Raw genomic sequence first — 21,250 nt, forward strand, 5'->3', positions numbered from 1 at the left:
CTTAGTCGGTCAGGTCGTCAGCGGTCGCGATGCCACCAAGGACACGGAGGTGGTGCTGAGTGAGGTCGGCCGAACCGGCCACCAACCGGTGCCGCTGCAGTCGGCTTTTTGAAACGTCGAGCCGGGTCGCAGAGAGCGTCTGCGCGTAGCTGTTCTCAATGAGGGCGTTGCGAGCCACTGCGTAGTCGCGCAACCCGGCGTCCGTGGCCTCACGTGACGACAGCCGGCCAGACAGCGAGTGGCCCAGCGACTCGGCCTGCCGAAGCGCGTCCGTGATTCCCCGCGCAGTTATGCTGTCCTTGTGGTGGCCGGCGTCGCCAACCAGCGCCCACCCCGGACCGCACGGGCGGCGCACGAAGTTCTTCTGATCCCCAGACCCGTGCAGGCGCACTACCGGATCGCGCCTCTCCAGCTCCCGCCACAGCGCCAGATCGAGCTGTCGCACGGTGTCTAGGTGGTGCTGTAACGGGTTCCGACGTGCCTTGGCGAACGCGGCCTGTGCACCGTACGTCGCCACTAGCCAGGTGCGATCGTGCGTGGGGATCACACTTGCGTAGCGTCCCGACGCCTCGTGGATCTCAACAGCGGCGCGTCCAAGGTCTCGCCACCCCGTATAGTGAACGAAGGTGCGCCGCCCGTCGTCACGCTGTATTGGAGCGCTGACTGCCTTGGCGACCCGGGATCGCATCCCGTCCGCACCGACGAGGACCGCGCAACGCACGTCGTACACCTCGTCCCCGGCGAGCCGAGCGCCGACCACGCGACCCCCGTCCCAGAGTGCCCCAACAAACCGAGTGCGCTGCCGGAAATCGACTCCCAACTCACGCGCCTTGGCGACCATGATCGAGTCGAGGACGTAGCGCCGCGGCGCGAGGGCGAAACCCACCCCATCGAAGAGCGGCAGTGAACCCGAAACCGTCACACCACCCACATGGTGGTTGAGGCTGATGATGGTGGGACATCCGGACGCCAGCACGTCGTCGAGTACCCCAACCCGCGCGAGCTGCACGACGCCCGGCTGGTGGATATAGAGGGTCGACATCGTGTCCGACGGCCACCGAGCGGCCTCAACCATGAGTACACGGTGACCGGACTCGGCCAGGCTGAGCGCGGTTGCTGCCCCTGCGCACCGACCCCCGACCACGATCGCGTCGACATTACTCACCACGGCGGCTCGCCACCTGGGCTCCCAGCGCTGTGCCACGGGGCCAACCACCACTCAAGGGCGACCGCGCGATGGGACCGGAGCGCAAGGGCACCGACAAAACCCGCGGCTCCCGGACCTAGCAATAGATCCAGCACCTGAATCTCGTCTGGCGGTCTTGCGAGGTCTAGATCAAGCATCGATCCGCTCAGGCCCACCCCACTCGCTTTCAACACGGCCTCCTTGCGGACCCAGTATCGCAATAGCTCGTCGTCCGCTGCCTCTTCGGCAGGATGGAGAATTAGGTGCCGGAGCCGGCTGAGGTCTTGGTCAGCCAGCTCGACGTCGACGCCGACGCTACCCACCGTGCTGACGGCGACCACTACCAACCCCGCTGTGTGTGACAGGTTGAAGTCCACGTGAGGTGCTGCGGGGAGCCACGGCTTGCCGTGCCTAGGGTCCCCACACAGGCGGCAGACACGATCCACTACCAGGGCGTGGGGCCGAACATCCAGCTCGACGGCTAGTGCGGTCCTGGCCAGTGTCCACGCAGTCACGAACAGCTCCCGGTCCTCAAGCCGTCGCAGGCGGGCGTTCCGCTGCCATTCGTCGTCGGACAGTACCCTCGACGTCACGCCATGGGCGCTCCCCCGGGTGACCCGTGTCGCCCACAGCTTCACCACCATCCAGACTCACGCCGTACGACGGTACTCACCTCTCGGTGGTGCGTATGAAGCAGGTCATGAGGACCAGGAACGACGTGCACCGTGAAGCGGCCTCGTGCATGTCGCGACCAACCCCGGAGCTGCTCGGCCGAGAGCAGGTGATCCTCGTACCCGACCACGGCGATGACGTCGGCGTCGACGGCAGCACCCTCGTCCACCTGGTAGGTCTCGAGCGCCTGATAGTCGGCGCGGATCGCCGGCACCACGAGTTCGAGCAGCTCGTCGTCGGCCATCACCTCCGCGGGGATACGGCCCTCGCAGGAGACGAGGTCGACGAGCTTTGGCGTGGGCCACCGCCATACACCCCTCCGGACGATATCGGACGGGGAGCAGTGCGCGCTGACTACAAGGCGTGATAAACACGAGGGGTCAAGGCGACGCGCCACCTCAAAGGCGATCACCGCACCAGAACAGTGGCCAAGCAGAGTGACCCGCCGGCCGCGCGCGTGCGCCACGATGGCCTCGCACGCACCGTCGCTCAGCATTGCCAGGTCGGTCAGAGGGGCCTCGTCTAGACGGGCTTCGCGGCCGGGCAGTCGGACGGCGGCGGTCGCTGCCGGCCAGCCGAGGTCGGCGCAGAGCGGTCGGACCGCGGCTGCCCCTGCTCCCGCCTGGGGGAACGCATAGACGACATCCTCAGAGTCGTCCCCCAGGCCGAGGTCGATGTCGACCAGCCAGGGGGCAGCACGGTCACGCACGGTTGCCTTCGAGGGCGAGGGCCTCTAACGACCGCAGATCCACCTTGCCGGCCGCAGTGAGCGGAAGCGCAGCGATGGGCGAGAGGAGCTCGGGAACCATGTACGCCGGGATGCGTGATCGCAGGTAGTCCCGGACGACTCTCACGTCGCCGGGACCTGTCCCGTCGGGCACCCAGAACCCGGCGAGTCGGTTGCCTGCGGGGCCGGATACCGCGACCACGCTCGCTGCGCACACGCCTGGTGCGGTCGCCAGCGCGCTCTGCACCTCGCCGAGCTCGACCCGGTAGCCTCGAACTTTAACCTGGTCATCGAGCCGGCCCAGAAACTCCAGCCAACCGCCTGCCCGCCACCGCGCGCGGTCGCCGGTACGGTACATCCGCTCGCCCGGTCGTGGGTCGAACGGGTCGGCTGAGAACTTCGCACCGCTGAGCGTCGGATCACCGGCGTATCCGACTGCGACGCACTCACCAGCGATGTACAGCTCGCCAGGCTGATCGACCGAGCACTGGCGACCGTCCGCGTCGAGTACGTAATAGCGACAGTTGTCGATCGGCACGCCGTAGGGGATGCTCGCCCACGTCGGATCGATATCGGTCACCAGGAAGTGGTTGGACCAGACGGTGCATTCGGTGGCGCCGCCCAACACGACAACATCGGCCGTGGGCCAGGCCTCGTGCAGTGCGCCAGGCATCGCCATAGGCACCCAATCGCCGCTGAGGAGCACCAGGCGGAGCGTCGAGCCACGCAGGTCATGTAGGGGCAGGAACGGGGTTACCGTACCAAGCATCGCGGGTGCGGAGTCCCACACCGTGATGCGGTCCTCGACTATCACCTCGATTAATGTGTCTGGTTCGACGATCTCTTCCTCAGCGGCCACCCGAATCCGAGCCCCCGACGCAAGCGATCCAAAGATGTCGAAGACCGACAGGTCGAAGCAGAAGGACGTTACGAACAGCAGATGGTCCCGATGGGTGACGTTGTACGTACGCTGAAGCCACCGCACTAGGTTCACCACTGAGCGGTGCGTGACTACGACGCACTTTGGGTGCCCTGTGGAGCCCGATGTCGAGATGGCGTATGCCACCCGCGTAGATCCGCCCCTGACGACGGGGGCGACGGGTGCGACGCGCTCGATGTCCGCGGACGTCAGGACCCTCCGTCGCAGGTCCGGCGGGGATGCCTCGATCGAGGCATCGATGTCGTAGCGCCACCCGAGTGGAATTGGGAACGACTGTTCGTCGCGTTCGTGCACCGTGACGTGACAGCCGTCTCCTAGTACCTCGCGAATCATGGCGGTCATCGTCTCCTGACTGAGCGCCAAGCCGGCTTGGGGTTCGCGTATCGGGTCGATCAAGTCAGCCAGCACGAGCCGCCCTCCGGGGACGAGGAGCTGCGCGGCCTCGTGCAGCACCACTCGCAGGTACTCGACATCTGGGAAGAACTGGACAGTGCTCGCCAACAGCACCGTCTCGAACCGCAAGGGGAAAAGATCGGAGAGGTCGTGCGCAGCACCGACGATGCACGTGAGGTCGGGGAGATCACCGCACTCCCGGCGTACCCGGTCCACGGACGCCTCGGAAACGTCAAGCGCAACGTAGCGCGAAGATCGCGGCGCCAGCGCTCGGACCAGCTCCCCTGAGCCGCACCCGAGCTCAAGCACGTGGCCCACGTGGCCTTCCGGGTGTCCCTGAGCCACGATCGAAGACACCCGCCCGACGTAACCCTCGAGGTCAGTGACGTCAAAAGCTCTGCCGCCGCGCGGCGTGAACCCAGCGGCATCGATTCTGGACTGACTCTCCACGACGAAGTCGAACAGGGCTCCGACGCCCTGCTCCTCAACGAGGCGGCCAGCGTTCCACGCCCGCTGGTGCGCAGGGCAAACCGTCGCTCGGACGCTCGGTACGATCGCGGCGAGTTCCTGGGCAAGCCCGAGTTCTCGCTCGCCGCACACGATCGCAGTGACCTCAAGGTCGGTGAGTAGCGCCAGCAGTCGTTCACGCGGCCAATGGGGGTCAAGGGGCAGGTAGGCGGCCCCCCGTCGGTTGATTCCGACCAGGCTCGCGACCGCCCAGGTGTCACGGCTGCTCAGCAGGGCGACGTACGACGGCTCACCGACGCCAATCGACGCAAGCAGGGCCGCCATCCGGACGCTCCAGTCATCAAGCTGCTCATACGTCATGGACGTGCCGCGGGAGTCTGAAACGGCCAGCGCCGTCGGATTGCGCCGGGCGGCCTGCACGAATAGGTCGTCCAGGGTGGCGTCACCATCGAACTCGACGTGCGTGTCGTTCCAGGACGGGTCGAGAGTCGAAGTCATCTCACCAACTCCCCCACCAGGTCGACCATATGCTGAGGTGTGGGACCGGCCATCAGGGCGCGGATCGAGATCCGTACCCCGAACTGCCGAGACAGGGCAGCCGCGACACGCGCGAGCAGGACCGAGTTACCACCCACGGCGAAGAAGTCGCTGTCGTCGCTGAACTTCTCGTGGTCAAGGACGTCGATCCAGGCACTCCGCACAGCAACCGCAGGATCGGGGGCCGCACCGTCTCGCGGAGGCTTTTCAGAAGAGGCGGCGGTGCTCGGGCGACCAGGCCGCATGGTCAGGGTCATCCGCGCGCGCAAGGCTGCGGTGACGGCGTTGGCGCCCGACACGGTAGTGGGAAAGAGATGATCCCCGTCAACTTCCACGAGGCTGAAGCCTGCAGTCGTGGAAAACGCCCAGGCCCCTACGTCGGCCGTCGTCGCGGCTGCGTCGTCGGTCCCGGCGAAGCCGACGACCGGGCACCCGACCGGCGGCCGCACAGTCAGTGCGTAGATTTCGGCCGCTCGGATGTCCGCTCGGAGCACGGGGGCCACGAGCGCGACGAACTCTGGATGATCGAGTGCGGGATCCCGGCCGTCTTGCAGGCCGCGAACCGTTTCGATGAATTCTCGGTCTCCGAGGTGCCGCATAGCCAACTCCGGGTGGTCGTGGCCTGGCGCCACCGCCCCGCTCACGCCGAGCAGGGCGGGCGGGAGCCCGCGCTCGCTCAGCCGCAACGCGCACTCAAACGCAACCAAGGCGCCCAGGCTGTGGCCGAAGAGGGCGAACGGTCGGTCTACCTCCTCCGACATCTCCTCGATGATCCCGTCGGCGATCTCCTCGACGCTCGTGCACAGGGGCTCCTTGATCCGCCGCTCCCGGCCCGGGTAGGCGAGTGATACGACCTCCACTCCCGGGCCTAAGAGCGCGGGCCAAGATCTGAACACGCCAGCACCCGCTCCCGACCACGGGCAGCAGTACAGACGCCACTCGGCGTCCGGGTTCGAGCCCGATCGAGTCAGCCACTGGTTGGTCACGACGTCACTGCTCCATCCTTGGGTGCCACACGAGATCGACGGTCACCGGCTGACCGCCTACGAGAGACGCCTCGACTGCCAGCTCCTCCCTCAGAGCGGCCGCTGTCGCTGCCGGGAGGGGCGGCTGGGCGTATGGTCCGCGGGCCTGCATCCGCGGCCAGGAAAGGCAGAAGTGGGCGCCGGCCGCCGGCTGTCGGCTGGCGGTCAGTACCGACATGTCCCGGCCGGGCTGGCGCCCTATCCACCACACCTGGCCGAGTTCCGTCGCGGTACGCCACAGATGCTCGGGATCGACGGCAGTGGGAAAGCGGCCGAACCGACTGCTGTCGAAGGTGTTTACCACGGCGCCCTCGACGTCGACTGCAAGCCGCTCGACGACCGTGTCCATGTCGCGGGCACCCTCAACGACCGGGTTAGGCAACGGGGGGACTCGGCAGCCTACGTGGAGCAGCACGTCGTACCGGTAGCGCGTCATCTCGGTGGGTGTCACACCCCGCCGCGGCGAGACCTCCGCAGCGGTGACCCGATCCACCAGCCGCGGCAGGTCATCGGCGAAGTCGGCCGACACTGCGAGCTCGTGGTCAAGCCTCTGCTCGGACAGCACCGCCCCTCTACCTCGGCTCCGCGCGCGCTCACGGTAGAGCGCGGGAAGGTGCAGGGGGTCTCGGACGTCGCCGACGAAGATGTGGCCACCGGGGACGATCTTGCGGGCAAGCGCGCGCAGGATCTCGACAAGGTAAGCAACGTCAGGGAAGTACTGCACCACCGAGTTCAGGACGGCCAAGTCGAATGTACCAGTGACTAGTTCCCCAACGTCGTGCGCTGCCGCGCGCAGCACGTGCACGGTGGACTCTCGGCCTTCCACGGCCGCAAGCTCGCGCAACCGCAGGACGCTGGTGTCAGCAACGTCGCTGGCGACGTAGTGCTCAACGCCCGGGAGTCTCAGCACCTCGCGCATCACCAAGCCGCTGCCTGCACCGACCTCGAGGACTCGTCGCACTGGGAGCGTCTCGAGACGGCCCACGGTCGCCGCCACCCACTCGCGCATCTGCACCTCAGGCACAGCGACTCCTGTAAACCCGTCAATCCAGCCGACGAGGGGGTCATCGGACTCGTAGAGATCCTCAAAGAGATAGGCCCAGTCGTCGAGGCCCATCCGCGTCGGGCGTGGGACCACCTCGATGACCATGGGTGAGTGCGACAAGAGCCGCGAGGAGAGGACCCGCGGATGAGACTCGAGGCGGGACCTTGCCGCCTCGGCGGCTGCTCGTAGCCCAGCCGGGATCTCTGGCGGCGTGCTGATCGGGCCGTAGTTCATACGGGAGCCACCCGTGTCCCGGGCACCACCGACGAGGAGGCCGCACCATCCAGGATCGTTCCCACTGCTGCGAGTGTCGCAGGATCGACCAGGAAGTCGCTACGGTCACTGGCGACGGACACTTCGGTTGTCCCCACGACACCGTCGGGCCCGCGGCCGTCCGGGACGACCACGAGGTCGACCGGGAAATCCTGGCGTGGCCACGCCTCGGCCGCTGCCACAAGAAATGTCAGGTAGTCCCGGAACCGGGTCGCGAGACCCTCGACCAGCCGGCCTGGCCAGCGCTGCGCCTCGGCGGTCTCGGCCAGCATCTCTCGGTGAACGCTCGCGAGGATAGACGCAGTCTCGCGGATGTCGGTGGCATCGACGGCGGACCGGATGATCGACTCCGGCGGGCTTGTGGCACCAAGCTTCACCAACCGTTCGACCTGCGAGGAGAAATCGTTGACGGCCAGTTGAGGGGTCGGCCGCCGCGGATCGAGGGCGATCGTCCGCACCTCACCAAGGTGGATGGACATCCTCTCCACAAAGCCGGTGCCGGCACAGAAGCTAAGCACGACGACAGTGCCGGTTGCAGCGTCCGGTAGGGTCGCGGTCCAAGTCATGGGGTAAGAGGCTCCGATGCTCAGCCGTTGTACACCAAGGGGCTCGGTCTGCAGGACACGCTGGGCCGGATCCAAGCGCCGCATCATCGAGGCGAACGTCGTTTCGTCCGACCGTCCGCCGAAGTCAACGACGAGGACCAGCCCCCCTCCTCGTCCGTCGTGGATCGTCCTCCACACGTTCACGAGCTCCCTGCTTGCCTGGCGGGCACCGACGCCCGCCCCTTTACCAGGGCCACCAGAGCGGTTTGGTCGACTTTGCCGTTGGTCGTCACCGGAAGCAGGTCGACTTGGAGCAGGATGTGCGGAATGGAGTAGCGCGGCAGTGTCTTGGCCAAGCCGTCACGGATGTAGCCCTCCTGGATCTCGTCGTTTTCGACGGTGAAGACCGCCGCCAGCCGGTCATCTACGACAAAGCAGGCGCCGTCGACCACGCCCCCGAGGCCTCGCAGCGCGGTCTCGACCTCGGTGAGCTCAACACGGAAGCTTCCCACCTTGACCTGGCGGTCGATCCGTCCCAGGTGCACTAGTCCGTCGGCGGTCTGCACCACCCGGTCGCCGGTGCGGTACCACCGCGCTTCGAGGCCGGCGGCCCCGTCCGCAAAGCAGGTGGGCGACTCCTCCACGTCCAGATATCCGTCGAAGACCTGTTTTCCTCCGACCCACAGCTCACCGGTCTCAGCCTCGTCACCGTGGGCGTCGGTAACGCGCAGGGTCGTACCCGGGTTCGGCTGGCCGATCGGCACGGTGTCGTTCGATGTACGTGGGCACGGCTCACCTGGCTGCAGGCTGAAAGATGTGACAGTGATGGTCGTCTCCGTCGGCCCGTAGGCGTTGACCACCCGGCACGCCGGTGCCGCACGTCGCCACGCCTCGGCTGTCTCGCGACGTAGCTGGTCGCCCATGAACACGCCGTACTGCAGAGCTGGCATCGAGCCTGGTGAGAGCGTGCGGAACCGGCGCGCGACCTCGGCGACCGAAGGTGGTGACGCCCAATGAGTGATCTGCGCGGACGCGATCCACGCTGCCGGGGCGAGCGCGGCCCGCCCCGGCGGTACGACGAGGGTCGAGCCCGAAGACCACGCGAGGAACAAGTCGTGCACCGACGGGTCGAAGGTGAGGCTGAAGACTTGGGAGACCCGACTGTCCGTCTCCGCGGCGTACTGCTCTACGGCGAAGTCGAGATACGCCGCTAGCTGCTGTCGCCTGATCGGAACGCCCTTAGGACGCCCCGTGCTTCCAGAGGTGAACATGAGGTACTCGGCTGTAGGAACTCGAAGGGGGCGCCCGGCAGTATCGGGCGGACCGCTCCACGTCATCCGCTCCGGCCGCGCGTCCAGCACCGGCAGGCCGGGCAGCACTTCACCCAAATCGGAGCCGTCGCTGACCACCCCGACGCAGCCCGCAGCGATGAGCACCTGCCGAAGTCGCTCTGCCGGCCAGTCTGGGTCGACGGGCACCAGCGTGCTGCCGCTCTTCAAGATGCCGAGGTATGCAGCGTAGGTCGCCGCGGTCTTCTGCCCACAGAGCGCGACAGCCCCGGCGCCATCGAGGTGTGTCTCGACGTGCGAGGCGACCGCGGCGGCCTCGGCAGCGAGGGCACAGTAGGTCACACGCTGATCACCCACCTCCAGGGCGGTCGCTTCCGGATGCGCACGGGCACTTGCTTCGAACCGCTTCCACAACACCCCAGTCGAGGAACCGATGGTCATGCGACCGCCTGCGCTGCACGCGCCCGCATCGCGGTCAGCCACGGCTCGTTGTCCATACCGTCGGCGGCGAAATAGGACGCGGTCGCGTCGAGGGCTGCCTGGATGCTGCGGTCGAGTCGGTCGAGTGACGGGCTCTCAATCGCAAACTTCGCCGTGCGAAAACCGCTGTCGGACAATGGGGCACCGTGGACCGCGACCTCATCGACCGCCTTCACGTCCGGCAGCGTCCGCAGCTGGCGTACGTCCACATGAGAGCGCACGAACCCGTGCCGACGGCCGAACGGGACGTACAGGCACGCCGCGGCACGTGACGCCTGCGCAAAATGCGTGGGCACATCGGGCGACCGACCCAGCGCTAGAAGAAGCGCGATCGCGATCATGTCAGGACCTCCACGCATCGCGAACATTCGAGCTATGTCGCCACCCAGGCGACCGTTGACCTCGATCGCCTCTACAGCAGCATCGCTGACCTTCACCTCGGTGTGGGTGATACGGTCACGCACACCGAGTGCGTCAAGCGACCGTTGCACGCACTCGAACACAGCCGCTGACTGCTCGCCGGGAACCCTGGACGGATATAGGATGCCGGTCTCGCGGACGGCGACCGGCCCAGGATCGGACGCCACCGCAATCGGTAGCTTGTCCACGATCGCCACATGGGTGCGGCTCGTGCCGATACTGACAGTCTCGACGGACACGTAATCTGCGAGGGTCGGCACTTGCGAGGGATGGGCGCCAGAGGGGATCATCGTCTCCAACACAAGATCACCCCATGCGGTGCGGGTGGACACCTGAACTGCCACGTCCACGGGCGTGTGCAGGAAGGCGACACCCGTACTTGAGTCGCTGCACCGCGGTTTAAGAACCGCGGGCAGCCCGAGGCTCTCGACCGCGCTATGCAAGGCGACGGGACTATCAACAGCACGGCATTTGACCTGCGATCCCGCGCGGCGCAGCGCCTCTCGCTGGTGCAGCTTGTCCCAAGGAAACGGAACGTCCGACGGGCCGGGGAGGCCACACCGCCGAGCGATCTCGTCCGTGCTGGTCACCTCGGCGTCGTGGAATGTCGTCACACCGGCAGGCGACGATTGACACACCACGTCTACCAGCATGTCGTCCGAGACGACGTACGTCGGAAGGAGGACACGAGCGGCATCCACGAGCGACGGCGCAGACGCTGCCACGGACTCGCGGATGTAGAGCTGCATAGGGACGACGGTGTGCGACGCGACCACTAGCTGACGCAGAGTGGCTGCTCCGCGGGGACGGTGGACCACTGCGAGCCGCCTTCGGTCACAAGCCATTTTCGGCGCACCGCTTCTTACACGCCTCGACCACGGCGCCCAGGGTCCCATCCAGGAACATCACGTCGATCGGGAACTCGATCTGCAGACGTCCTTCGACGCGGTGAGCTAATTCGACTGCCAACAGGGAGTCGCCACCCAACTCGAAGAAGTCGTCGTCCGTGCTGGATGTGACGACGCCCAGGGCAGAGCTCCACTCCTCCACAACGACGCTCGAAGCATCCTCACTCATGGTCACTGCTGCCTTCCAAGGACGGGTATATCGGTCGTGGCAAGAAGCGAGCCGAAGAGGTCGTCCATCCGATCGAGCATATGGTCGACTTCTTGCGGCGAGAACCGGTGCGAACTCCATGTAATAGCGAACTCGAGCACGTCGTCGACGATGATCGCACCAATCTCGAGCTCGTGAGGTCGGGGCATCTCCGGAGAGCGGTCGTGCCCCGGCGAGTCGACCAGCACCAACGGCGGTCGGCCGACTCCTGTCGTCGCCTCGGTGGACGTCCGACCGAGGTACGTCACCCCCACGCTGCTACTGTGCGCTCTGAGGCGATGTGCTCCGAAGGCTAGGTGGCCGTAACCGATCCCGTTGCGAGGGACGGAGTCCAGCCTCGCCTGAGCGAGGGTCAACCGCTCGGCAGGATCGAGCATGGAGTGGCACGGGGCTATGACGGGGAATTGAGCTGAGAACCAACCGACGGTCCGAGAGACATCGGCGCCGGGAACAATGTCCTCGCGGCCGTGGGTCTCGAAGTCAACCAGGACCTCACCGCCTATTACCATGTCGACTAGGGCGGCACCCGCAGCGGCGAGCACCGTTTCGGTGAGCGAATAGCCGCGGCGGCGGAGGTTGACGCGGAGGCGAGTTACCTCGTCCTGGCCGAGATAGCGGCTGGTCGTCTGTTGCGACGCCACGTCGTTCACTCCGTCCGCGTGGGTGACCATGAGGTGCCCCGTTGCCGTGTCGACGACGTTTCGCCAGTAGGGCAGCTCGTCATCGAATGCACCCTCCAGAGTCATGGCTCGGAGCGCCCGCGCCCATGAAGCGTACCGGGTGGATACCGGGAGTAGCTGCACGGGCAATTCCTCACTGAGCTGCTGCGCCGCCATAGCGACGTCCTCGGCGAGCACCCGCATCGATAGCGGATCCATCACTAGGTGGTGTGCCGCAAGCAGTACCTTGTGGGAACCGTCGGGTAGAAGCACACTGCATGCCGCGAAGAGTCTGTCCTTATCGAGTGCCACATCGGCCTGCGTCAGGCGCACGAGGCGGTCCAGGGCTCGGGCCGGGTCGACGTCTCGGTCTCGGAGGTCGACAGCGCGGACGAGCGGCGCCAGCGAGGCCGTGGTGGCGTTCGGCGGTCGCTGACTCCAGGTCCCATCCTCGCCAAGCGCAATTCGAGTCCGCAGCGCGTCGTGGTGGTCGGCGGCCGCTCCAATCGCCTGCACGACGACAGCAGGATCGAGGCGGATGTCGACGTCGTAGAGGCTTGCGAAGTTGTAGTGGCCTTGTCGCAGCTGCTCCATCTCGAGCAGCCAGAGCTGGATAGGAAGTAATGGCACGTCGCCGCCGACCGAAGTACCCGCCGACGCCACGACGGGCCCCGAGGGCACGGGCGCGGCCTCCGCTCGCTGGCTTAACTCCCTCACCGTCTGGGCGAGGAAGATGTCCCGCGGCCTCAGGCACAGTCCCGCGGCCTTGGCACCCGCCACGACGCGCAACCCAAGCAGCGAGTCACCGCCAAGGTCGAAGAAGTTTTCGTCAAGCCCCACGGAGTCCAGGCGCAGGACGCCTCGCCAGATCTCGGCGAGGATTGCATCCGTCGACGTAGCAACGGTACGCACGGGGTGAGCTGGCGCGGGCAGCCCGCCCACGCCAGCCGACGCATAATCGCGGACCGGTGACCTGAGGACGATCGACTCCACGGCCACAGTGGGATCACTGCTGCACGCCGTCAAGACCGAGCCGAAGTCTTCGAGCAACGACGCGGCACTCTCGGCGTCCCACAGGTCTGACGAGTAATCCATCACCACCACGAATTCGCCGGCCTCCTCGTGGACCGAGAGCGACAGGTCCAGGGCACTGCTCTCGCCCCCGAAATCAAGGTCGCTCACCTGTACCCCTCGAAGTCGGACGCCGACCGCGCCGTTGTCCGGTTGAAGCGTCAGAGCGTGCTGGAAGACAGGGTGTGCCGACAGCGAGCGAGGCGGCGCTACCGCATCAACCACCAGCTCGAACGGGATCTGATCGTGGCGATAGGTCGTAAGTGCACTGCGCCGAACATCCTCGAGCAGTTCGTCGAAGCCAATGCCGGACCGGTAGCAGGAGCGGAAAACGACCTCATTTACGAAGTGACCGATCATCTCGTGGGTCGCCGGGTCCTGCCGACCTGAGGTCCCTCCACCGATACAGAAGGACTGTTGGCCAGACAGCCGACCGGCCAGCAGCTGGAACGCAGCGAGGAGGAACATATACGGCGTCGCGCGAGCCGCACTCGCTTGGGCGCGCAGACTCGCGGACAGGTCGACCGGCAGGCGTAGACGCTGGCGGCCTGTGCGCCCGCTTAGGACCTCGGGTCTTGGTCGGTCGGTCGGCAGTGAGAGCAGCGGGTCCGCTCCGGCGAGATGACCGACCCAGAACCGCTTTTCGGCCAGAAAGTCGCCGTGCTCGGCGGAGGACTGCTCACGCAGAGCATGCTCGTGGTACTGCGGCGCCGGGCTGTCTGGACCGACACCCCCCACACCGAGGTGCCGGTCGTAGGCCGCGGCGAGCTCGTCCGCGAAGATTCCGAACGACCACCCGTCGAATACGATGTGGTGGAAGTCGAGCAATAGCAGGTGCTCATCCACGGCTCGCACCAGCGTGGCCCGCACCAGGCATTCGGCAAAGTCGAAACGCTCGTCGCCTTGACGGGTTGCGATGCCGGCGGCAATCCGGCGCCGTTCCCCCACATCCACACGGGTGAGATCGACCACAGCCACCGGGAACGTGCGGTCGCGGTGCAATAGCACTGGCCCGGAGTCGCCCTGCGTGATTGTCGCTGTGAGGATCGGGTGACGCCGACCAACATCGTCCAGGGCATGGAGCAGGGCGCCTTCGTCCAACTCTCCCTCCAGGCGCACGTGTACCGGGAACGAGTACGCACCAACGCCGAGTTCCTGAATGAAGTGCAGGCGCCGCTGGGCGAACGACAGGGGGAAGCCCTTCGCCGTGGCGATCACCCCGTCGCTCATGCCCGACCACCTACTGACGCGGAAAGCCTTTTCCTGGTCACCTCAGCCGCATAGCCTTTGAAGGACATCACCTCGACGGTGAGCTCTACCGCCTCGTCGGCCGATGCGGCCCGAGCGGTGCCGTCCTGCGGTCCTGCGGTCAGCAGGTTACGCAGTGCTGAGAGGCAGTGCTTTCCTCGCTCAAGCTGAGCGGCGGTCATCTCGACGGTGGAGGGGGTGCTGGCGACCAGGCGGAGGCCCGCCGCAGCGAGCTGACGGGAGTCTCCGCTCGGCTGCCGAGTCGGTGCGACAATCGCCTGCACCGCAGGCAGACCGTCCGCGCCGACCGACACGGCCTCCACGCCATCGACCAGCGCACGGACAAGGTCACGGAGCACGGAACCAGCCCCAAGCTCCACAGCTGGCCGCTGCCCGTGCGCGACGGCCCGGGCCACGGCAAGCGGCCAGTCGACCGGCTCTAGCAACGCCCCGACCACGCGGTCCCGGACGTCGCGCTCATCGGTGATCACCTCGCCGTCAACGCACGAGATCACAGGAACGGTCGAGGTCTGTACAGGGATCGACTCGACCATGGCTCGCAGCGGCAGTACGGCATCGCGCATCAGCGGGCTGTGCGCCGCGACCGTGATGGGAAGCATGTGCGTCGTCGCGTCGAGCCGGGCGACCTCCGCGCAGACCCGCTCGACTGCTGCCACTGCTCCGCTGATCGTGCACTGACCGGTCAGGTTGCGGGTGGCCACAGCGACCTCGCCAGCATCGCCCGCGCATACATCGTCGACCGTGGCGTGGCCCAACCCAAAGACGACAGCCATCGCCCCCGGTTCGCACCTGCCCATGGCCTCGCCCCGACACCTCGCAAGCGCGATTGCATCAGCTGCCTCGATAGCTCCGGAGGCCGACAGTGCCACCACCTCGCCCAGGCTGTGGCCGAGGGCGACAGCGTGCGCCAGACCGGTCCACTGCCGGACAGCGGCGATCGCGGCCAGACCGAAGGTCGTGATCACCGGCTGGACGATCTCTGGCCTGCTCAGCTCGCCGTGACGATTCTCCGCCGCGCGCAGGAGATCGATCCCAAGCACGTCGCCAGCCAGCTCGTACGTCGTGGCGGCTGCCGTGCTGAGTGCGACCAGTTCGCGCCCCATCCCGGGTCGCTGCGACCCCTGTCCCGAGAAAAGAGCCAGGTAGCTCACGGGGATTCCAGACCGGCAGGGTCCGCCAGAAGCTCCGCTGCGCTGGACGCTTCCAGTTCCCCACGGGCTACCAGCTCGATGATGCGGTCGAGGTCGCCAGTGTCGCCCCCGCCATCCTGCGCCGCGGGTACGTCCACGGGATCCGGGGTGTGCAAGGTTGCGACCAAGTCGTCGTACACCGGTGAAGAGTAGAGAGTCGCAACGTCCAGCCGCAGGCCGGGCGCGGCCTTGGCGACCAGGTACACGAACCGGATGGCGCTCAGCGACGAGCCGCCGGCCGTGAAGAAGTTCGTCCGCGGTTCCGGTGGACTGCCGAGGGTGTCAACCCACGCGTTACGCAGAACTCCCTTGACGTCCGCAAGGACGGGAAGCTGCGACCCGAGGTCGGGCGCCGGCCTCGCCTCATTGGGAAGCACGTCGTCGGACAGCGGGATGCGCAGCACCGGTCGCAGGTAGCGCACCTCCTCGGGGTCGAAACGTGCGACGACGTCCAAGGCGTGCGCATCGTTGAGGAACCGGCGTAACACCTCGCGGAACTCGCTCAGATCGATGGGCGGGATCGGGCTGCGTGCGACGAAGTCGGACTTGTCGCCTAGGATCAGCGGCAGATTGATCGTGTAGGCCGGGATGACGTGCCGGCTGAGCCAGGCGGGCGCGGAGTCGAGGAAGAGGTTAGCGCCACAACACTCCGCGGCACCCTTGGTGCCACTCATCGACGAGATCGAGGAGAACATCACCAGGAATTCGGACTGAACGCGGGCGAGTTGGTGGGCGAACGCCGTTGTCCCTATGAGCCGGTTTTCGAGGCCAGCGGCGTACTCCTCGACGGTGAGATCAACCACCCACTTGTGAAACAGCTGCTTCGTGAGCATGAACCCGCCGACCGGCGGTCCGATCGTGGCAACGATATGGTCGAATGCGCGGGAGAGCGAGTCGCAATCGACGACATCTGCGACCACGGCGTGGACGCGGACCCCCGTACGTTCCGCCTCGCGCAAAGCCTCCACCAGCCTGGCTTGGTCCTCGGTCAGCTCTCCTGGGCTGTCCCAGAGGGTCCGGTCCGGTACTCCCGAGCGCGACAACATCACCACGTCGCGGGCCCCGCGCTCCCCGAGGACCCGCGCGACGTGCGGCCCAAGGTTCCCTGTTCCCCCTGCGATCACGTAGACGCCGTTCGTCCGGATCGGCAGAGCATGACCGGTGCCGGGCTCACGTCGCCGAACGAGCTTGCGGTAACGCTTCCCCGAGCGGTACGCGACCAGAGGGATGCGGTCGGCCGGAGGAACCAGAAGCTCGGCTGCGATGTCGGACGCGAGGCCGTGACCGTCATGGTCGAGGGAGAGTTCCCGGACGTGCGGGTTCTCCTGCGAGAGGACGCGGCTGAGCCCGAACGCTGTGGCCCGCGTCGGGTCGAACCGGTCCTCGGGCACGACGGGGTGCGCGGGCTCGGTAACTACTACGAGGTCGACGGGCGCGTCCATATCGAGGACAGCCAGTGCCCGACCCAAGTGGAACAATGCAAGCGCGCCCCATTCCTGCCCGGCCCGCACGTGCGAGGGGGAACTCGCGCTGACCTCGTCGCGTCGCACGACGTGGACCACGGCTCCGAGGCGACGACTGCGCTCACCGAGCCGGTCGATCAGTTCCTGGTACGAGTTCGGGTCAGCCAGGGACACCTCGGCGCCGCTGGCGGATCGGTCGTGCTGGTCCGTCACCTCGGCCACAACGACCTCGAACCCGACGTCGGCCAGGGCCTGGCTCACCTCAGGCCCGAGCGTGTCACCGACGCGCACTAGGACAAGCGCGACCTCACCGTCTCGCCGTGCCTTCAACGACACGACCGGCTCCGTCGGCTCCCAGTCCGCTGCAAAGAACAGATCGTCCACATCGGTGTGATTGGGTCGTCGAGCGGACTCCGGCCAGATCCGGCGGGTCGTTAACGGCTCGGGCGGCAGGATGATGCCGGCAGAGTCAGGCGCTGAGATCGTGGCTCCGTCGCCGCAATTCTCGTCCCCCGCAGCCCAAGCGGCGATTGGGTTCCCCATGCCTCGCCCGGCGACATGGCTGCGGATCCGCTTGCGGTTCTCCGCGCAGTCGCCGACCCAGATGCCCTGCTCCGGGAAGTGGTCGGGCACTCGGTCGAAGGCGCGCACCTCGCCAAGCCGGTCGAGTTTGACCGTGAGATCGGTAAGGTCGGTCGCCTCGATCGCGACCCGTGCCTCCCGCTCCGGTCGCATCGCCAGGGTGTGAGCCACGTCGACCAAGCGCACCGGTACTCGCTCGATCGCCGCACGCAGTCGGCGCACGGACTCCCAGACCGCCCATCTGGTCGGCGCGGATAACTTTACGACGCTCGGAAGGTCCGCACAGCCCTGACCGTCGGGCGACCACTGCGGCACCCACTCCTCGAGGATGACGTGGACGTTGGTCCCGCTCAACCCGAGTGAGGAGACCGCGGCCCGGCGAGGATGACCTGCCCGGGCAGGAAAGGTGCGCTCGTCGTGGTGTACCTCCAGTGGCGTCGAGGCCCAGTCGACGGTCGCGCTCGGGCGATCAAGCCCTGCGAGTCCCGGGAGTCGGCGGTACCGAAGTCGAAGGATCGCTGCCAGGCAGCCGGCCAGGCCCGCGGCATCGCCCAAGTGTCCGACGACGGTCTTGATCGAGCCCAGACTGATCGACGATGCTACCTGGGGGTCAAGGTCGAGCCCGCGCGTCAGCGCGTCGATCTCGACCACGTCACCGAGAGGGGTGCCAGCGCCGTGTCCCTCTACGTAGCCGATCGACTCCGGAGTGATGCCAGCCTCAGCCAGCGCTGCCTGCACCGCGGCGCGGTGGGCGTCGGGGTTGGGTGCTGCCATTCCTATCGAGGTGCCATCGTTCACCATCGCTGAAGCGGCCACGACGGCACTGATCGGAGCGTTTCGTCTAACCGCATCGGCCTTGCGACTCAGGACGACGCACACGCCTCCCTCCCCCCATACGATGCCGTCGGCGCGATCGTCGTACGCGCTGCACCGGCCACGCGGGCTGCGAACGAAGTGATCGGCACCATCGTCCTCAAAACCGAACATACTTAGGCTGATGCCCGCCACGATCGCCAGGTCACAATCGCCCACCTGGAGCGCTCTACGCGCCAGGTGCAGTGCCGACAACGAGGAGGAGCAGGTGCTGTCGACGTTGACGACGGGACCTCGCAGGTCCCAGGTATAGGCAAGCCGGTACGCAGCGTTCGCGGGGATTGCGGACAGGAACGCGCGTTCGTCGGGGTCGCTGAGGAGGCGCAGGTAGTCGAACCCACCGTCGGGTTGGTAAGCCAGGAAGACACCGGTCCGGCTGTGCGCCAACGTCGACGGATCGATGTTCGACGAGGTTAGGGCCTCGTGGCCCAGCATCAAGGCGAGCCGTTCCACCGGTCCGAGCATCTGAGCATCGAAGGTGCTTATCCCAAACGCTTCGTTGTCGAACTGCTCGATGCCGTCCAGCCACGACCCCACGCAGCTCTCCAGGTCGACGTACGAGGGGACGCCCACCGCGCCCGCCACCAGATCGAACCGTGAGCGGGGGAATGAGCCGACGAGATCACGTCGCTCAAGGAGGGCCTCCCAGAGCTCGTCGTTGCCGTTGATGCCGGATAGCCGGACCGAGGTTCCGAGAACGGCGACAGGTTCGGCGGCGACTCCCAGGATCTCGGGGGCAGCAGCCGGGCGGGGCTTGGCTCTGGCTTCCGCAGCCGGTTCTCCCAGTAGCTGCTCGGCGACGCCGGACGAGATCTCGCCGGAGGAGAGCCAGCGCAGCACGTCCTCGGAGTCGATCCTGATCGTCATGCCTCTACCTCTCTCAGCGCGGCACTCCTTTGGCGATCGATGAATTCCGCGAGCTCGGCGAGGGAATCGGCCGCCAAGATCTCGACAAGCGGGACGTCCCAGCCGTATTGCGAGGACAAACGCGCCCGTACCTCGAGCGCTGCCAGGGAGCTTCCTCCCAGGGCCACGAAGTTGTCATCGGCGTGGACATCGTCGACGCCGAGAACTGCAGAGGCCACGACTCGACAGCAGGTGACGGTGTCCGCGTCGTCCGACACCGGCTCACGCATCGTCAGCGCCGACGTGACTACGGATCGGGCACCGCCGACGGCGAGCCAGTAGGCCTGGTGGTCGAACGGGTAGAGAGGCAGGGGGGTGACACGTCCTTGGGTCGGTTGGTCCAGCAAACCCGACTCCACCCAGATCCGGGCCCGTGTGCCTGCCTCACCGTCCTGGAGCATGCCTCCCGGCGACGCCGTAACCACTCCGGGGACCTCGGCCCACTGGGCAGGTTCCTTGCCCGCAAGTGCACGGCACGCGTCGCGGAACTCTTCATTGTCTCGAGCCACAACGACGACCCGGTGCCTCTGGGTACGGCGGCCGACCGCCAGCGTGTGCACCACATCGGCTGGCGACGCCGTCAGGGTCGCACGGGCGTGGGCCGTGACCAAGCGCTGCAGTGATGCCATGGTCGCTGCGGAGAGCCGGTAAAGGAAGGGCAGCCCCGTGGCATGCTGGGTACTCGTGTCCTGCTCGTCGGCGCGGGGGGCCTCCTCCATCACCACGTGGACGTTGGTGCCGTTGAACCCGAAGCAACTGACCCCCGCCCGCAGCGGACGCGTTGCCTTCCTGAGATCGAAGGGCTCGGTCGGCACGAAGACCGGGCTGTCAAGAAAGTCGATGTGCGGGCTGGGCAAGTCGATTCCTCGGGTCGGCGGCACCACGCCCTTCTCGAGGATCAGCAGGGCCTTGAGAAGCCCAGACAGCCCCGCGGCACCATCCATCAGGTGCCCAATGTTGCCTTTGACCGAACCGATGGGCAGGAACTGACGCCGGGAGGTCTCCGCGTTAAGTGCCAGCGCGATGCCTCGGACCTCGATCGGGTCACCCAACTCAGTCCCCGTCCCGTGGGCCTCGAGGTAGCTCAACCCGTCTCGTCCCAGCCCGGCGCGTCGCCACGCATCGATCAGGACCGCAGCATGCGCCTCAGCTCGCGGAGACGTCAACGTCGCGCTAGCGCCATCATTGTTGATCGCCGAGCCGCGGATGACGGCGCGCACGCCGTCGCCGTCGGCCACGGCGCGATCGAGCGGCTTAAGGAGCAGTGCGATGACTCCCTCACCTCGACCGATCCCGTCCGCGCCCTCTGCGAACGGCCGGCATCGCGCCCCAACCGACATGATCCCGGCCTGATCCATCTGCCACCCCTCTCCGACGAGGGGAAAAGCGAAGATGTTTACCCCGCCGACCAGTGCCATCTCGCAATCCCCAGCTCGGAGCGAGGCGCACGCGTCGTGCACGGCGAGCAGGGAGGACGCGCACGTTGCGTTCACGGTATACGCCGGGCCGCGAAGGTCGTAGAAAAATGACAGCCTCGATGCGGCGAACGCCGAGACATGGCCCGGCACGGCCGACGGAGACGTCGAGGGATCGGCGGCGGCGTAGTCGTTGTCGGCTATGGCGACGAAGACCCCGGTGCGTGAACCGTCGATCCGACCCGCCCAGCCCGCGTCCTCTAGACAGTGGTGGGCGACCTCGAAAAAGCGCCGCTGTTGTGGGTCCATCGAACGTGCGTCTGCGGGGGTGACCCCGAAGAAGGCCGGGTCGAACTGATCGACACCAGACAGCCATGCGCCCTGCTGATAGGTCGGTCGTGAACCGAACCGGACCACCGGCTCGCATAGCTCTCGCCGCGCGTCTGGGAGAGGCCCAACCAAATCGTCCCCTCGGAGGAGGACATCCCAGAACTCGTCGATTGAATCACAGCCGGGCAGATCGGCGCTGACGCCGACCACCGCAATTGGCGACTGGAGGTCTCTGGTGTTCGGCGACGGATCGAGGGAAGGCATCCTCATCGCCCTCACGAGGCAGAGGGCGGTCTCTCGGTCGAGAGTGCCGGCCGCGAGGAGCTGCATCACCTGTGCAATGGCTTCACGCATAGAACCAGTCCAAGGGATCGGG

General features: G+C 66.7%; 14 protein-coding genes. All 14 read right to left on the reverse strand.

Translation table 11 applies throughout. From position 1 onward, the window contains the following. Position 1 precedes the first annotated feature (1 nt). A complete protein-coding gene (locus DR843_RS18870) occupies positions 2–1,219 on the reverse strand; it encodes an FAD-dependent monooxygenase (protein WP_109689309.1) in 1,218 nt (405 codons plus the stop codon). Continuing rightward, a complete protein-coding gene (locus tag DR843_RS18875) occupies positions 1,162–1,830 on the reverse strand; it encodes a 4'-phosphopantetheinyl transferase family protein (protein ID WP_109689311.1) in 669 nt (222 codons plus the stop codon). Before DR843_RS18875 ends, DR843_RS18870 begins: the two co-directional genes overlap by 58 nt. After that, a complete protein-coding gene (locus tag DR843_RS18880; protein ID WP_109689313.1) occupies positions 1,821–2,567 on the reverse strand; it encodes a thioesterase II family protein in 747 nt (248 codons plus the stop codon). The genes DR843_RS18875 and DR843_RS18880 overlap by 10 nt, the downstream gene beginning before the upstream one ends. Further along, positions 2,560–4,884 (reverse strand): AMP-binding protein, encoded by a 2,325-nt coding sequence (locus tag DR843_RS18885; protein WP_109689317.1) that lies wholly within the window; start codon positions 4,882–4,884, stop codon positions 2,560–2,562. The genes DR843_RS18880 and DR843_RS18885 overlap by 8 nt, the downstream gene beginning before the upstream one ends. Then, a complete protein-coding gene (locus tag DR843_RS18890) occupies positions 4,881–5,909 on the reverse strand; it encodes an alpha/beta fold hydrolase (RefSeq protein ID WP_109689319.1) in 1,029 nt (342 codons plus the stop codon). Before DR843_RS18890 ends, DR843_RS18885 begins: the two co-directional genes overlap by 4 nt. Positions 5,910–5,913: 4 nt before the next feature. Then, complete coding sequence (locus DR843_RS18895; RefSeq protein WP_170119959.1) at positions 5,914–7,098, reverse strand: class I SAM-dependent methyltransferase; 1,185 nt, start codon at positions 7,096–7,098, stop codon at positions 5,914–5,916. Between the two features lie 125 nt (positions 7,099–7,223). Continuing rightward, complete coding sequence (locus DR843_RS18900; protein ID WP_146202644.1) at positions 7,224–7,745, reverse strand: hypothetical protein; 522 nt, start codon at positions 7,743–7,745, stop codon at positions 7,224–7,226. 266 nt (positions 7,746–8,011) lie between these two features. Beyond that, positions 8,012–9,541, reverse strand: a complete 1,530-nt coding sequence (locus DR843_RS18905; protein ID WP_146202645.1) for an AMP-binding protein — start codon at positions 9,539–9,541, stop codon at positions 8,012–8,014. Further along, positions 9,538–10,749, reverse strand: a complete 1,212-nt coding sequence (locus tag DR843_RS18910; RefSeq protein ID WP_109689326.1) for an ATP-grasp domain-containing protein — start codon at positions 10,747–10,749, stop codon at positions 9,538–9,540. Before DR843_RS18910 ends, DR843_RS18905 begins: the two co-directional genes overlap by 4 nt. A gap of 85 nt (positions 10,750–10,834) precedes the next feature. Continuing rightward, positions 10,835–11,077 (reverse strand): phosphopantetheine-binding protein, encoded by a 243-nt coding sequence (locus DR843_RS18915; protein WP_170119960.1) that lies wholly within the window; start codon positions 11,075–11,077, stop codon positions 10,835–10,837. A 2-nt stretch (positions 11,078–11,079) separates the two neighbouring features. Next, a complete protein-coding gene (locus DR843_RS18920; protein WP_109689330.1) occupies positions 11,080–14,076 on the reverse strand; it encodes a condensation domain-containing protein in 2,997 nt (998 codons plus the stop codon). Beyond that, positions 14,073–15,266 carry an ACP S-malonyltransferase gene (locus tag DR843_RS18925; protein ID WP_109689332.1) on the reverse strand — a complete coding sequence of 398 codons (1,194 nt, stop codon included), beginning with the start codon at positions 15,264–15,266 and terminating at the stop codon, positions 14,073–14,075. The genes DR843_RS18920 and DR843_RS18925 overlap by 4 nt, the downstream gene beginning before the upstream one ends. Beyond that, on the reverse strand, positions 15,263–19,090 hold the full coding sequence (locus DR843_RS18930; RefSeq protein WP_109689334.1) for a beta-ketoacyl synthase N-terminal-like domain-containing protein: 3,828 nt from the start codon (positions 19,088–19,090) through the stop codon (positions 15,263–15,265). The genes DR843_RS18925 and DR843_RS18930 overlap by 4 nt, the downstream gene beginning before the upstream one ends. Continuing rightward, complete coding sequence (locus DR843_RS18935; protein WP_109689336.1) at positions 19,087–21,228, reverse strand: type I polyketide synthase; 2,142 nt, start codon at positions 21,226–21,228, stop codon at positions 19,087–19,089. Before DR843_RS18935 ends, DR843_RS18930 begins: the two co-directional genes overlap by 4 nt. Between the last annotated feature and the right edge of the window lie 22 nt (positions 21,229–21,250).

Origin of the sequence: Branchiibius hedensis (assembly GCF_900108585.1) — a bacterium.
In the GTDB taxonomy this organism is placed as follows: Bacteria; Actinomycetota; Actinomycetes; order Actinomycetales; family Dermatophilaceae; genus Branchiibius; species Branchiibius hedensis.